The 13382-nt window shown below is 70.3% G+C and carries 12 protein-coding genes and 1 riboswitch; of the genes, 5 read left to right on the top strand and 7 right to left on the bottom strand.

Translation table 11 applies throughout. The annotated features are described in order from the left end of the window. Positions 1 to 3: 3 nt before the first annotated feature. On the bottom strand, positions 4 to 1581 hold the full coding sequence (locus tag RBS60_RS12780) for an aminopeptidase P N-terminal domain-containing protein (RefSeq protein ID WP_307957943.1): 1578 nt from the start codon (positions 1579 to 1581) through the stop codon (positions 4 to 6). Between the two features lie 52 nt (positions 1582 to 1633). On the opposite strand from RBS60_RS12780, the gene RBS60_RS12775 reads away from it, so the two are divergent. Continuing rightward, positions 1634 to 2482 carry a PHP domain-containing protein gene (locus RBS60_RS12775; protein ID WP_307957942.1) on the top strand — a complete coding sequence of 283 codons (849 nt, stop codon included), beginning with the start codon at positions 1634 to 1636 and terminating at the stop codon, positions 2480 to 2482. On the opposite strand, the gene RBS60_RS12770 is transcribed toward RBS60_RS12775, so the two are convergent. From RBS60_RS12770 to thiE, 6 genes are all read right to left on the bottom strand, one after another. After that, positions 2479 to 3318, bottom strand: a complete 840-nt coding sequence (locus RBS60_RS12770) for a site-specific DNA-methyltransferase (protein ID WP_307958046.1) — start codon at positions 3316 to 3318, stop codon at positions 2479 to 2481. The two genes, RBS60_RS12775 and RBS60_RS12770, sit on opposite strands and share 4 nt — an antisense overlap. 92 nt (positions 3319 to 3410) lie before the next feature. Beyond that, a complete protein-coding gene (locus RBS60_RS12765) occupies positions 3411 to 5351 on the bottom strand; it encodes a DEAD/DEAH box helicase (protein ID WP_307957941.1) in 1941 nt (646 codons plus the stop codon). 513 nt (positions 5352 to 5864) lie between these two features. Next, entirely contained in the window at positions 5865 to 6452 is a 588-nt protein-coding gene (locus RBS60_RS12760) for a hypothetical protein (RefSeq protein WP_307957940.1), read from the bottom strand. 869 nt (positions 6453 to 7321) lie between these two features. Then, on the bottom strand, positions 7322 to 8908 hold the full coding sequence (locus RBS60_RS12755) for an RNB domain-containing ribonuclease (RefSeq protein WP_307957939.1): 1587 nt from the start codon (positions 8906 to 8908) through the stop codon (positions 7322 to 7324). Positions 8909 to 8938: 30 nt separating this feature from the next. Then, positions 8939 to 9784, bottom strand: a complete 846-nt coding sequence (locus RBS60_RS12750) for a prephenate dehydratase (RefSeq protein WP_307957938.1) — start codon at positions 9782 to 9784, stop codon at positions 8939 to 8941. Then, complete coding sequence (thiE, locus tag RBS60_RS12745) at positions 9781 to 10491, bottom strand: thiamine phosphate synthase (RefSeq protein WP_307957937.1); 711 nt, start codon at positions 10489 to 10491, stop codon at positions 9781 to 9783. The genes RBS60_RS12750 and thiE overlap by 4 nt, the downstream gene beginning before the upstream one ends. A gap of 14 nt (positions 10492 to 10505) precedes the next feature. Then, positions 10506 to 10623, top strand: a riboswitch (TPP riboswitch). Here thiE and thiO point away from each other — a divergent pair. The 4 genes from thiO to RBS60_RS12725 all read left to right on the top strand — a co-directional run bounded on the left by thiO (position 10614) and on the right by RBS60_RS12725 (position 13284). Beyond that, positions 10614 to 11840, top strand: coding sequence for a glycine oxidase ThiO (gene thiO, locus RBS60_RS12740; RefSeq protein ID WP_307957936.1), 1227 nt, complete (start codon positions 10614 to 10616; stop codon positions 11838 to 11840). (Overlaps the previous riboswitch by 10 nt.) Then, the gene (thiS, locus tag RBS60_RS12735) at positions 11840 to 12097 is read left to right on the top strand and encodes a sulfur carrier protein ThiS (protein ID WP_307957935.1); all 258 of its coding nucleotides are present in this window, start codon (positions 11840 to 11842) and stop codon (positions 12095 to 12097) included. Before thiO ends, thiS begins: the two co-directional genes overlap by 1 nt. A gap of 2 nt (positions 12098 to 12099) precedes the next feature. Next, the gene (locus RBS60_RS12730; protein WP_307957934.1) at positions 12100 to 12915 is read left to right on the top strand and encodes a thiazole synthase; all 816 of its coding nucleotides are present in this window, start codon (positions 12100 to 12102) and stop codon (positions 12913 to 12915) included. Positions 12916 to 12960: 45 nt separating this feature from the next. After that, positions 12961 to 13284, top strand: coding sequence for a 4a-hydroxytetrahydrobiopterin dehydratase (locus RBS60_RS12725; protein WP_307957933.1), 324 nt, complete (start codon positions 12961 to 12963; stop codon positions 13282 to 13284). Positions 13285 to 13382 lie beyond the last annotated feature (98 nt).

The following is a 13382-nucleotide window of genomic DNA, read 5'->3' as shown; positions in this document are numbered from 1 at the left end:
TGCTCAGCGCAGGGACGCCATCCAGGCCTCGACATCGCTCGGGGTGCGGGGGAGTGCGGCGCTGAGGTTCACGGGGCCCTCGGCCGTCATGAGGACATCGTCCTCGATGCGCACGCCGATCCCGCGGTATTCCTCAGGGATGGCAAGGTCTTCCGCCTTGAAGTAAAGGCCCGGCTCGATCGTGAAGACCATGCCCGGTGCGAGTTCGCCGTCGAGGTAGAGCTCACGGCGCGCCTGAGCGCAGTCGTGCACGTCGAGGCCCAGGTGGTGGCTCGTTCCGTGCGGCATCCAGCGGCGGTGCTGCTGGCCGGTCTCCGAGAGCGCCTCGGCCGCGGACACGGGCAGGATGCCCCATTCCTCGAGCCGGGCGGCGAGCACCTCCATCGCCGCCGTGTGCACGTGGCGGAACTTGACGCCGGGCTTCGCGGCGGCGAAGGCTGCGTCGGCGGCGTCGAGGACCGCCTGATAGATGCGGCGCTGGATCTCCGAGTAGGTGCCGTTCACGGGAACGGTTCGGGTGATGTCCGCGGTGTAGAGGGACTCGCTCTCGACGCCTGCGTCCACGAGGAGCAGTTCGCCCTCGCGTACCGCGCCGTTGTTGCGGATCCAGTGGAGCACTGTCGCGTTGTTGCCCGCGGCCGCGATCGTCTCGTAGCCGAGGTCGTTGCCCTCCTCGCGGGCTTTGGCGAAGAACGCGCTCTCCACGACGCGCTCGCCACGGCGGTGCGTGACGGCCCGCGGGAGCGCCCGGACGATCTCCTCGAAGCCCGCCACGGTCGCTGCGACTGACTCTCGCATCTGCTCGACCTCCCACTCGTCCTTGAGGAGGCGGAGCTCGGAAAGTGCCTCGGCGAGCTGGTCGTCGAGGGCATCAAGCGCGCTGAGGTCCAGGGCGTCCGGGTCCTGTGCCGTGTTGTAGCGCGCCGTGTCCACGAGCGCGTCGATGTTCTCGTCCACCTTGCGCACGAGGCGGATCGAGATTCCGCCGATCTGCACCGCGCCGACGCCCTTCGTGACGGCGACCTCGAGCCCGTCGAGATGCGCGGTCGCGATTCCCAGACGAGCCTCGATCTCGGCGAGGGTGGGCCGCGCGCCAACCCAGAACTCGCCCGAGCGCGCGTCGGCATAGAACTGTTCGCTGTCGCGGCCGGCGAGCGGACGGAAGTAGAGGGTCGCGCTGTGGTGGCCGCCGCCGTCGCCCGTGCCCTCGTCAACAGGCTCGAGGATGAGCACGGCGTCGGGCTCATGGTCGAGGCCGAGGCCGGTGAGGTGCGCGAACGCTGAATGGGGACGGAATCGGTAGTCGGTGTCATTGGAACGGACCTTCGGCGGCCCGGCCGGGATGATGAGCCGCTCGCCCGGGAAGCGGTCGGAGATCGCACGACGGCGCCGTTCGGCGTGGTCTGCCACGTCGTCGCGCGCCGGGAGCGAGGCATCTGCAGGCGCCCACTTCGAGGCCATGAATGCCTTGAACGCGTCCGAGGTCGGGCGCTGCGAGCGGTTGTTGACACGCTCTTCCATGGGCTGCTGTGCGGCTGCGGGCTGGCCGGGATCGCCGGCTGCGGAATCTGAAACACTCATTACGCCATTGTTCCACCGCGGTCTGTGATGTCCAGCGCGCTATCGTGAGGGTGTGAGGATCGATCTGCACGCCCATTCGACGGTCTCCGACGGGACCGAGACGCCCGCGGAACTCGTCGCGGCAGGGCTCGAGGCGGGGCTGGACGTCCTCGCGATCACGGACCACGATTCAACGTCCGGCTGGGCCGAGGCCACCGACGCCGCGCGGCGGCTCGGGCTCACGCTCGTCCCGGGCATGGAGGTCTCGTGCCGCACGCCGGAAGGCATCAGCGTGCACCTCCTCTGCTACCTCCAGGACCCCACCCATCCCGGGCTGCTCGAGGAGATCACGAAGGCCAAGGACGCGAGACTGTCCCGGGCCGAGCACATGGTCTCCCTCCTGGCCGAGGACTACCCGCTCTCGTGGGACGACGTCACGCGCCACGTCGCACCCGGAGCGACAGTGGGCCGACCGCATATCGCAGACGCCCTCGTCGCCGCGGGCCTCGTGGGTGACCGCACCGAGGCCTTCGCCACGATCCTGTCCTCGCGGTCTCGGTACTTCGTGCAGCACTATGCGCCCGAACCGGCGTTCGCGGTCTCGCTTATCCGCGAGGCCGGCGGCGTGCCGGTGTTCGCGCACCCGGTAGCGTCCGCGCGGGGGCGCACCGTTGGAGAACCCGTGTACCGCGACATGATCGACGCAGGCCTGGCCGGACTCGAGCTGTACCACCGGGACAATCCAGAGGAGCGCCGGCCGTTCCTCCTGGACCTCGCGGCCGAGACCGGACTGTTCGTCACCGGCTCGTCCGACTACCACGGCGCGGGCAAGCTCAATCGGCTCGGCGAGAACACGACGACCGCCGAGGTCCTCGGTGAGATCGAACGCCAAGGGCACGGGGCCGCCGTCGTGCGTCCCTAGAACTCCGAGGTCCCGAGGAACTTGGCAGTGGGGAGGCGGCGGGACATGACCTCGATCGCCTGCGGGTTCTCGTCCACGCATACGAACCGCCTCCCGAGGCGCTGGGCCACCGCGCCGAGGGTGCCAGACCCGGCGAAGAAGTCGAGGACCCAGTCGCCCGGGCGGCTCGATGCCGCGACCATGCGACGCACGAGCCCCTCGGGCTTCTGCGTGGGGTAGCCGGTTTTCTCCCGTCCGGTGGGGGAGACGATCGTGTGCCACCACACATCCGTGGGCAGCTTGCCGAGCTCGCGCTTCTCCGGCGTCACGAGGCCGGGGGCCATGTAGGGCTCACGGTCGACCTCGGCCGTGTCGAAGTGGTACGCGGCCGGGTCCTTCACGTACACGAGCACATTGTCATGCTTCGTGGGCCAGCGCCGCTTGGTCCGGGCACCGTAGTCGTAGGCCCAGATGATCTCATTCAGGAACGATGAGCGACCGAAGATCGCGTCCAGCATCACCTTGGCGTAGTGCACTTCGCGGTAGTCGAGGTGCAGGTACAGGGTGCCGTCCGGCGTGAGGAGACGCCAGGCCTCGATCAGCCTCGGCTCGAGGAATGCCCAGTAGTCGCTGAACGCGTCGTCGTACGTGTGCAGCGCGCCCTTGATCGTCTCGTAGCGCTGGCCCGAGAAGCCGACCCGATCGCCGTCCGCGCTGCGCAACATGCTCAGCTCCTGCCGACGCTGCGGCCGGCCCGTGTTGAACGGCGGATCGATGTAGACCATGGTGAACGCCGCATCCGGGAGGCGCGGAAGCACTACGGCGTTGTCACCTTGGACGATGAGGTCCGGCCCCACGGGGGACCATAGCGGGCTGGGAACTTCGGCAGGTCTGGCAGTCTGGGCGGCGGCCCCGCCGGCGTCCGCGGCGCGGGCCGTGCGCACCGCGGCTACTCGGCCTCGGTGCGCGAGACGACCTCGCCGTCACGACGGCGAGTGCGCGACCGACGACGGCGGGCTGCCGCAACCCCACGATCGAGGGGCGCCCCGTCCCCGCCATCGGCGAGGTTCACCGCCATGGCGGCGGAGGTCGGCCGCCGGCGGCCCTGCTGCTCAGTGCTCTCGGCGGAGCGCTCGGCAGAGGTGTCCGCGGGCTTCCTGCGCGTGCGCGCCGGACGGCTCGGCTCCTCGGTGGAATCTGCCGTTGACGCGGCCTCGGAGGCTTCTTCGGTCGCGGGGCGGCGACGACGACGGCGGCCCTCGCCGCTCGGTTCGGCGTGCGCCTGGCGGTCGGCCCGACCGTGACCGTGGCCGGACTTGCCCGCGCCCTCGGTCACTTCGGCGTCTGCGATGGCGGCGCCGTCGTCCGCGGTCGACTCCTGAGCACGCCGCGCCGTGCTGTGGCCCGCATCGCCCCGGCCTTCCGGGCTCCGGCGGGAGCCGTGCTGACCCGCGGATTCGCCACGCCGCTCGCCCCTGCCGCGGCCTTCGCTGCTGCGGCGTGGTTTCTTGCCGGGCTCGCCGAGATCCTCGACGACCTCGCCGGCGAGGCCTTCGAGCACGCGCTTGTTGCGTGGGAGGCGGCCCTTGGTGCCAGCCGGAATGTCCAGGTCTGCGTAGAGGTGCGGGGAGGATGAGTACGTCTCGACGGGTTCGGGGACGTCGAGGCCGAGGGCCTTGTTGATGAGCGTCCAGCGCGGGACGTCCTCCCAGTCCACGAACGTCACGGCCGTGCCCTTGTTCCCCGCGCGTCCGGTACGGCCGACGCGGTGGAGGTAGGCCTTCTCGTCCTCGGGGCACTGGAAGTTGATGACGTGGGTGACGTCTTCGACGTCGATGCCGCGCGCGGCGACGTCGGTCGCGACGAGGACATCCACCTTGCCATGGCGGAATGCGCGCAGCGCCTGCTCGCGGGCGCCCTGGCCGAGATCGCCGTGGAGTGCCGCGGCGGCGAACCCGCGGTCGATGAGCTCCTCGGAGAGCTTGGCGGCGGTCCGCTTGGTCTTCGTGAAGATGATGGTCCGGCCTCGTCCCTCGGCCTGGAGGATGCGCGCCACGACCTCGTCCTTGTCCAGCTGGTGCGCGCGGTAGATCACCTGACGGATGTCCTTCTTGGTGATCGAATCGTCGTTGGGGTCCGAGGCGCGGATGTGGGTCGGCTGGGTCATGTACCGGCGGGCCATCGCGACAACGGGGCCCGGCATGGTGGCCGAGAAGAGCAGCGTCTGGCGGACCGCGGGTACCGCGGCCATGAGAGTCTCGACGTCCGGGAGGAACCCCAGGTCGAGCATCTCGTCTGCCTCGTCGAGGACGATCATGCGGACGTTCTTGAGATTCAGGTGGCGCTGGCGGTGCAGGTCGATGAGACGGCCCGGAGTGCCGACGACCACCTCGACGCCCCGCTTGAGGGCCTCGATCTGGGGCTCGTAGGCCCGACCGCCGTAAATGACCTCGACCCGGAGCGTGGTGCGCTTGCTCGCGGTCTGGAGATCCTTGCTGACCTGGACGGCGAGCTCGCGCGTCGGCACGACGACGAGTGCCTGCGGCGCCCCGGGGGCGGGGAGCTTGGCGTAGTCCGGATGGTCGGCGGGGATGGCCCGCTGGAGTGCAGGGATGCCGAAGCCGAGGGTCTTGCCGGTACCGGTCTTGGCCTGCCCGATGATGTCGTGGCCACCGAGCGCGACGCCGAGCGTCATCGATTGGATGGGGAACGGGTTCAGGATTCCGGCATCGGCCAGCGACTGTGCGATCGCGGGAGCCACGCCGTAGTCGGAGAAGGTCTTCTGGCTCTCCTGACGCACTGGCGCGTCGTTGGTGATGGTCTCCTCGGTCTCGACGGTCACGGTTCCGGTGTCGTCGGTCAGGAGTTCGTGCGTATGGACTTCATTCACAGGGGGGAAGGTCCCTCTCCATAGGGGCCTGAGCGGGTCTCGCTCGACAGACCGCCTGACATTGTGAGTCACAGACGTCTGGAGCAGGAGCGCGCGCCGGCCATCCAGCGGAAGCCGATCGCGGGCTATCAGGGTGTCGGCACCTGCCGACGGGTGAAAAGGGATCGCATGAATACGATCGGGCATCCATTAACAGTCCAAGGATACCGCGGCCGCACGAAATCCTTTGAATCGTGAGGCGCGACACGTCGGGTGTGGACCGCTTCGGGTGCCGCGGCGCCATCATACCGAGGTGAAGCTCGATCGCTGGCGGCCACTCTCTGGTGTCCGTAGCACCGGGGGTTGGCTGTTCTGGCGGGGGTTAGCAGCATCCGCGTGGGCTCCTTCCGGCGTGGATAGTCGGAAACGGCGGGTCTGCCGCGAACCGGCTGGTCTCCTGGCAACGGCGTTGCTGGCGGAATCGGTGCTCGTCCCTCCGGTGGCAGCGGTGTGCCCCCAGAGCATGCGTCATGCTTACGCGGCGCGCATCCGCCGAGCCCGTGCGAAGGCGCGGGCGAGCATCGCCTCGACGCGGGCGGGGTGAGCGAGGTCGGACCATGTGATCCGCACAACGACCCAGCCCATGTTCGTGAGCGCTTTCTCGCGTTCACGCTCGGCCAGCAATACTTCGGCCGTCGGCGGTCCGCCGAAGTACTTGAGGCGGCCGTCGATTTCGAGCGCAACGAGGATGTCTGGCCAGGCGTAGTCGAGGCGATAGTTGCGTCCGCCGACGACCACCTTGAACTGCTGCACCGGTTGTCCTGCTGAAAGCGCCAGCGCCAAGAGAAGAAGCCGGGCACGCGTTTCGGCCGCAGACTCGGACAGCGCGCTCGCAGACGAGAGGACGGATCGAGCCCTTCCAATCCCGCGACGGCGCGCCGCCTGGTCAACGGCGCCTTCAAGCTCATTTCTGGGCACTCCGCGCGAGAGCGCCGACTCGCACACGATCATTGCCGGCTCAAAGTCCAGAATCCGAAGGCAGTCGACCACGGTGTCGGTGACCGACGTCGCCGGAAGGCCGTCTATGACGATTGATCCTGCGAGGCTCCGCTCGGTCTTCATGACATCGGTTGCGTGGTCCCCTCGGGATGAGGTGAACTCCTGGATGATGTGAAGGCGCCTTTCAGGTGTCCACAGTGCGAGTCCGTGCAGAGCCGCACCGCTGACCGCCGAGTAGGCGAAGTTCCATGAGCGGTTCGCGCAATAGTGCCTCCATGCGTGAGCCCTCAGCGCGAGAAGCCGCGCTGCGACGTCGCGGGCATGGACCGCTTGGGGTGGCGCGGCGGCTTCTCGCGTCGCGAGGCACCCGCGGCGCAGCGGAACCAGTTCGCCCGCCGCGACGAGTTTGGCCGTGTCCGTTCGTCGACGCCCATCAGGCGTAGTTCGAAGGGCGTGCAGAGCCCGCGGGCAAAGCCGGGACGAGGACCGAGCCGTGATAGATCAGGCGATGTCAGCTTCATGGCGCCACTCTCCCGCGTCGCCGCCCGCCTGACGGCACTCCGGCCGCGCATGTGGACAACACGCCCAAAATGGGCGATGTGGAGGAGCAGTGGGGGCGTCTGCCAGAGCTGGTCGGCCGCGGATCGCGGCGGGTTTCGTTCCCCTGCGGTGCCGTGCGCCTCGGCGGGAGGCGGCCGACCGGCGGGCGGGCGCCGCCGTGGCGGATCCTGGGTTCGTGCGGGGGATTGCCGCTGATCCGGGGGCAGGAACCGGCGGGAGGGCAGCATGCCGGTGGGTGGGCGCCGCATCGGCGGGAGAGCAAGGAACCGGCCGCCGGGCGGGCGCAGCCGTGGCGGGTTCTTGGTTCGCACGGGGGTTTGCCGCTGATCCGGGGGCAGGAACCGGCGGGTGGGCGGCCGCACCGGCGGAAGGGCAGCGAACCGGCGGAAGGGCAGCGAACCGGCGGGCGGGCGCCGCACTGCGGCTTGTGGTCAGGCCCGTTCGAACCGGATGCGGCGCTTCTGGATATCAGCCTCAACGAGCCGGACGCGGATCATGGTCCCGGACTCCATCTCGCCCTCGCAGCGCGCCGTGACCGGTGGCTCGGACAGCTGGACGGTGCCGAAGGGCATCGACTGCTGCGGGTGCTGTCCACCCGCCGACACTGCACCTTGGGTCCCGTTCTGGGAGCTCGCGATGCGGTCGAGCGGTTGCGCAGGCCTGCCGTTCCCTCCGCCCGGACCCGCATCACTCCCCGAAGCGGGCTTGGACCCCGAGACCACGACCGCGTCGAACTCCTGCCCCACCGCGTTGACGAGCAGGGCAGCCTCGACGAGATCGATGGAGGCCCGCTCCACCTTGGCCGCGAGCTGGTCGGAGGACGCCATGAGGGCCGGGAGTTCCGGCAGGGCCATCCGCACCCATGCCGGCACCTCGGCGTCGGTGGCCACGGCCTCGCACAAGACGAGCACGAAACGGTCCACAAGGCGGCGCAGGGGAGCGGTCGTGTGCGTGTAGGGGGCTGCGATGGCCGCTTGGACCGGGTCCGGTGGAACGGTACCGTCGAAGGGCGTGTACGTCGCGCCGCGGAACAGCGCGGCGGCGGCGTGGAGGATCGACAGCTGGCGAGGCTGGGTCGGGTCCAGGGAACGGAGGTACTCCCCGTACGGGACGGTCACGTCCCAGGGCTTCCCGAGGGCCTGGGTCTGGCGGCGGAAGTGCCGGAGCGACCTCTCATCCGGCGCCGGCATGGTGCGCAGGATCCCGATCCGGGCATTCACCATGAGCTTCGCGGCAGCCATGCCGGTCATCAGGGAGATCTGCGCGTTCCAGTCCTCGACGGGACGCTGGGGCGCGATTTCGATCCGGTAGCCGCCGTCATCGGTCGGGACGATCTCCTGTTCGGGGAGGTTCAGGCTTGCGCCGCCGCGCCGCCGCTCGAGCTCGACGCGCTTGAGCCCCACCTCCCTGAGGAGCATGAGCGGCTCCGCCGCGGTGCCGGCGTCGATCTGCTCCTGCACGGCCGCGTAGTTGAGCTTCGCGCGGCTGCGCACCCGTGCGTGGACCAGTTCGACGGCGGCCACCTCGCCTTCTGCATCGAGCCGGAAGTCCCACACGAACGCGCCGCGGACCGCGTCGGCGAGAAGGCTGCCGGCGTCGTCAGTGATGTCCCGTGGATGCAGCGGGACCTTGGCATCCGCTGCGTAGATCGTCTGGCCGCGACGCCGTGTTTCCGCGTCGAGCTCGCCCTGTGGGCGGACGAAGGCGGGCACGTCTGCGATCGCGTAGCGCACGCGGTACCCGTCGCCGTCACGCTCGATGTGGAGGGCCTGGTCCAGGTCGGTGGACGCAGGCGGGTCGATCGTGACGAACTCGACGTCGGTCGCGTCCTCATCGGGCAGGGTATGCGCGGCGATCGCCGCCGCGGCATCCGCGAGAGCGGCCGCGGGGTACTCGGAGGCGAGCTCGAACTCGTCCCGCAGGGCGGCGAACGCGCCGGCGAGTGCGGCACCGCTGGCCTCCGCCCGCGGGCCGGCCTGCGGTCCGGCAGACTTAGGCGAGAAGAGGGGATGACCCATGACGGCCAGCCTAACCCCGGGACGGTGCGGCTACCCGGCGCGGAGGCCGAAGCGGCGCGGGTGGGCGGGGAAGACGCCCAGGATCCTGAGCTCGGTCGAGAAGAACTCGAGCTCTTCCAGCGCACGGGCGAGCGGCGGCTCGTCGGGGTGCCCCTCGACGTCGACCATGAACATCGTCGCCGCGAACTTCCCGTCCACCATGTAGCTCTCGAGCCGGGTCATGTTCACGCCGTTGGTCGCGAACCCGCCCAGCGCCTTGTACAGCGCGGCGGGGATGTTGCGGACCCGGAAGACGAAGCTCGTCACGTGCGCGTCGGCGCCCGCCTGAGGATAGTCGCGCGGCGGGGCCAGAATCACAAACCTCGTCGTGTTGTGCTTCTGGTCCTCGATGTCGCTCGCAAGCACGCTGAGCCCGTACCTTTCGGCGGCGAGCGGCGGCGCGATCGAGAGCTTCGTCGGGTCGCCCCACTCGGCCACCTCGCGCGCAGATCCGGCGGTGTCGCCGGCGACGACGGGAGTGAGGCCATGGGCGCGGATGAATTCACGGCACTGCGCGAGCGCATGGACATGGCTGTGGACTTCGCGGGCGCCCTCGATCGTGGAGCCGGGCAGACCCATGAGGCTGAAACGGATGCGCAGGAAGTGCTCGCCGATGATCTGCAGGCTCGTGTCCGGCAGGAGCACATGGATGTCCGCGACGCGTCCGGCGACAGTGTTGTCGATCGGGATCATCGCGAGATCCGCGGCTCCCGTCGTGACAGCGGAGAAGGCGTCCTCGAACGTCGCGCAGGCGAGCGTCTCGGCGTCCGGGTAGGCCTCGAGGGACGCCATGTGCGAATTGGCGCCGGGTTCGCCCTGGTAGGCGACGGTCGTCATGCGAGGGGCTCCCGTGCGAGCGCGGGAAGCTCGGCGCGGAGGCGCGCGGCGGCGTCGGCCGGATCGTCGGCGTCGGTGATCGCGCGCACGACGACGACGCGGCTCGCCCCCGCCTCGACGACCTCGGCGACGTTGGAGTGGTCGATTCCTCCGATCGCGAACCACGGCAGCGGCTCCCGCCGAGACGACTTGCCGGCGTCGAGCACCTCCCGCGTGCGCCGGGCCGCGTACTGGACGAGCCCGAGCCCAACGGCGGAGCGTCCCGGCTTGGTCGGGGTGGCCCACAGGGGGCCGGTGCAGAAGTAGTCGAGGCGTGCGTTCCCGGCGGGAGACTCGGCTTCGGCCCGCCCCATCGCGGCGTCGACCATCGCGGGCGAGCTCGTGGACAGGCCCACAATGACGGACGGGTCAACGAGGCGGCGGATGGCGGGGAGGGGAAGGTCCTTCTGGCCCACGTGGAAGACCGGCGCGCCCGACAGCATCGCGACGTCCGCCCGGTCATTCACGGCCCACAGCTTGCCGTGACGCTCGGCGACGGCGCGCAGCACCTCGAGATGTTCGAGTTCCTCGGCGGCCTCGATCTGCTTGTCTCGCAGCTGGATGATGTCCACACCGCCCGAGAACGCCGCATCGACGAAGTCCTCGAAGTCGCCGCGGTCCTTCCGGGCGTCGGTGCACACGTAGAGCTGGGCGTCGGTCAGGAGCATGGAACTAGACTAGTCCGCAGTACTGCGGGAGCCCGCGCGTGCGACGAGAACGCAGCCGGGCTGAGAGGGCCAGAGCCGACCGCTTCACCTGATCCGGGTCATGCCGGCGGAGGGAAGGAACCATGGAGCACAGCGACGTCATCGTTGTGGGCGCCGGCGTGATCGGGCTCGGGATCGCCTGGGAGGCGGCGCGCACTGGGCGGCGAGTCCTCGTCGTCGATCCGGAACCGGGCTCCGGCGCGAGCTACGCCGCCGCGGGCATGCTGGCCGCCGTGAGCGAGTACCACTACCAGGAGGAGGACCTCCTCGGCCTCACGCTCGAATCCGCCGCGGCGTGGCCTGAGTTCGCCGCGGGAGCCGGGCCGGACTGCGGCTACGTGAGCAGCCCGACGCTGTGCCTCGCCGGCGATGCCGCGGACCGCCAGGCGTTCGCCGACCTCAAGGCTGTCCAGGAGGCGCACGGCCTGGCAGTCCGTCCGCTCACGGTCCGCCAGGCGCGAGCCGAGGAGCCGTTCCTCGCACCGGGCATCGCCGGGGCCTTCCAGATCGAGGCGGACCACCAGGTCGACCCGCGCCGGCTCGTCGCCGCACTGCTCGCGCGGCTGACCGAGCGCCTCGGCGACGGCTTCCTCGTCCGGGCGCGCGCGACGTCGCTCGCATGGGACGGAGGCCGCGTGGTCGGAGTCGTGCTCGAGGACGGGCGCGAGCTGCGCGCCGCAGAGACGATCGTCGCCAACGGCCTCGGCGCCCGGGAGCTCGGCGCGCTGCCCGTCGCGCTGCCGCTCCGGCCCGTCTACGGGGACATTCTCCGCCTGCGCGTGCCTGAGCGGCTCCGTCCGCTCGTGACGGCAACCGTCCGCGGACTCGTGCGGGGAAAACCGGTCTACATCGTGCCGCGTGCGGACGGCAGCGTCGTCATCGGGGCCACGCAGCGCGAGGACGGCTCCGACGCCGTCTCCGCCGGGGGAGTCTACGAACTCCTGCGCGATGCCCAGATCCTCGTCCCGGCGGTCGCGGAGCTCGAGCTCTACGAGATCGCCGCGCGCGCCCGGCCAGGAACGCCGGACAACGCCCCGCTGCTCGGACGCGTCCGCGCGGCTCGCACTGATAGCAGGGGCGGCGGTGCGCACGACGACGCGGTGCCGGGTGGCGCCGGCGCCGTACCGGGCCTCATCATCGCCACCGGATTCTTCCGGCACGGAGTACTCCTCACGCCGGCCGCCGCCCAGGTGTGCCGAGGCCTGCTCGAAGGCCGCACCGACCCCCGGTGGGACGCGTTCCTGCCGGACCGTTTCGTTCCGACCGCCGCCGGGCTCCCGGCCGCTGCGGCCGCGACAGGAGGCAAGTGATGACGACCACAGACAAACTCGGCCAGCTCACCGTCAACGGCGACGCCCGACCGCTCCCACACCCGGCCACCGTCCTCGCGCTCGTCGCCACGGCCACAGGGCGGAACCTCGGTAGCGACGGGAAGCCGTCCGACGGCGGGCGGCTCGGAGTGGCGGTCGCGCTCAATTCCGAGGTGGTGCCCCGCAGCCGCTGGGCGGCCACCCCGCTGACGGCCGGGGACGCCGTCGAACTCGTCACAGCAATGCAGGGAGGCTGACGATGACTCAGACCGGAACAGGTTCAGGGACTGAGATGACACTGGGCCACGACCCGTTCGTCGTGGACGGCGTGGCCCTGGAGTCGCGGCTCATCATGGGCACGGGCGGGGCGCCGAGCCTCGACGGGCTTGGCGATGCCCTCGAGGCCTCGGGCACCGAGCTCACCACCGTCGCGATGCGCCGCTTCTCGCCGGCCGAGCAGGGCTCGCTCTTCCAGCTGCTCGTGGACAGGGGCATCCGCGTCCTGCCCAACACGGCGGGCTGCTTCACGGCCCGCGACGCGGTTCTCACGGCGGAGTTGGCGCGCGAGGCCCTCGAGACGGACTGGGTCAAGCTCGAGGTCATCGCGGACGAGACGACGCTCCTCCCCGATCCGATCGAGCTCGCCGATGCCACCGAGCAGCTCGTGGGCCGCGGCTTCAAGGTCTTCGCGTACACGAACGACGACCCCGTCCTTGCCCGGCGCCTCGAGCAGCTCGGGGCCGTCGCCGTCATGCCGCTCGGTGCGCCGATCGGGACCGGGTTGGGGATCCTCAACCCCCACAACATTGAGCTCATCGTCGCGCGGGCCGGAGTGCCCGTGGTGCTCGACGCCGGGATCGGGACGGCTTCGGACGCCGCGCTCGCGATGGAGCTCGGGTGCGACGCCGTGCTGCTGGCCTCCGCGGTGACGCGCGCTCAGGACCCTGTCCGCATGGCCCGCGCCTTCCGCCATGCCGTCACGGCGGGGCGCCTCGCCTCGCAGGCGGGCCGCATCCCCAAGCGCGAGCATGCTCTCGCCTCGAGCCCGATGGAGGGCCGCGCGCAGTTCCTCTGATGCCCGTTGTTCCCTCGGGCGGACGCCCGGCCTACGCTGACGTCCATGGCACACGAGCCGTTGACACAGGAACAGATCGAGGCGGAGCTCGCGAGGCTTGTCGGCTGGAGCCATGTCGACGGAGGCCTTGCTATCGTCTACAAGCTGCGCACTTCGGCCAAGGCGCTCGAATTCATCGCCGCCGTCGGGGAGGTGGCCGAAGAACTCAACCATCACCCTGACCTCGACTGGCGGTACAACCGGGTCATCCTGCGCTTCTCCTCGCACGATGCCGGGTCCGTCGTCACGGCCAGGGACGTTGAAGCCGCGGATCGCTGCACGTTGCGGGCCGCGGCACTCGACGCGGTTGCTCAGCCCTGGGGTCGCTAGAGGTCCCGGGTATGCGGAAGGCGCGCACGACGGCGCGGGCTGCTCCGCGCCGGCGTGCGCGCCTCCGGCGTCCGAGACGGGCAAGCCGCCCGTCCAGA

The sequence above is a fragment of the Sinomonas sp. ASV486 genome (genome assembly GCF_030908215.1).
Classification (GTDB): domain Bacteria; phylum Actinomycetota; class Actinomycetes; order Actinomycetales; family Micrococcaceae; genus Sinomonas; species Sinomonas puerhi.
This window is presented reverse-complemented; position numbering and strand designations above follow the sequence as displayed.

What these genes read in the sequence shown, in the direction of transcription:
- RBS60_RS12780 (WP_307957943.1), bottom strand. Translation starts at nt 1,581, where the DNA reads ATGAGTGTTTCAGATTCCGCAGCCGGCGATCCCGGCCAGCCCGCAGCC.
- RBS60_RS12760 (WP_307957940.1), bottom strand. Translation starts at nt 6,452, where the DNA reads ATGAAGACCGAGCGGAGCCTCGCAGGATCAATCGTCATAGACGGCCTT.
- RBS60_RS12755 (WP_307957939.1), bottom strand. Translation starts at nt 8,908, where the DNA reads ATGGGTCATCCCCTCTTCTCGCCTAAGTCTGCCGGACCGCAGGCCGGC.
- RBS60_RS12750 (WP_307957938.1), bottom strand. Translation starts at nt 9,784, where the DNA reads ATGACGACCGTCGCCTACCAGGGCGAACCCGGCGCCAATTCGCACATG.
- thiE (WP_307957937.1), bottom strand. Translation starts at nt 10,491, where the DNA reads ATGCTCCTGACCGACGCCCAGCTCTACGTGTGCACCGACGCCCGGAAG.
- thiO (WP_307957936.1), top strand. Translation starts at nt 10,614, where the DNA reads ATGGAGCACAGCGACGTCATCGTTGTGGGCGCCGGCGTGATCGGGCTC.
- thiS (WP_307957935.1), top strand. Translation starts at nt 11,840, where the DNA reads ATGACGACCACAGACAAACTCGGCCAGCTCACCGTCAACGGCGACGCC.
- RBS60_RS12730 (WP_307957934.1), top strand. Translation starts at nt 12,100, where the DNA reads ATGACTCAGACCGGAACAGGTTCAGGGACTGAGATGACACTGGGCCAC.
- RBS60_RS12725 (WP_307957933.1), top strand. Translation starts at nt 12,961, where the DNA reads ATGGCACACGAGCCGTTGACACAGGAACAGATCGAGGCGGAGCTCGCG.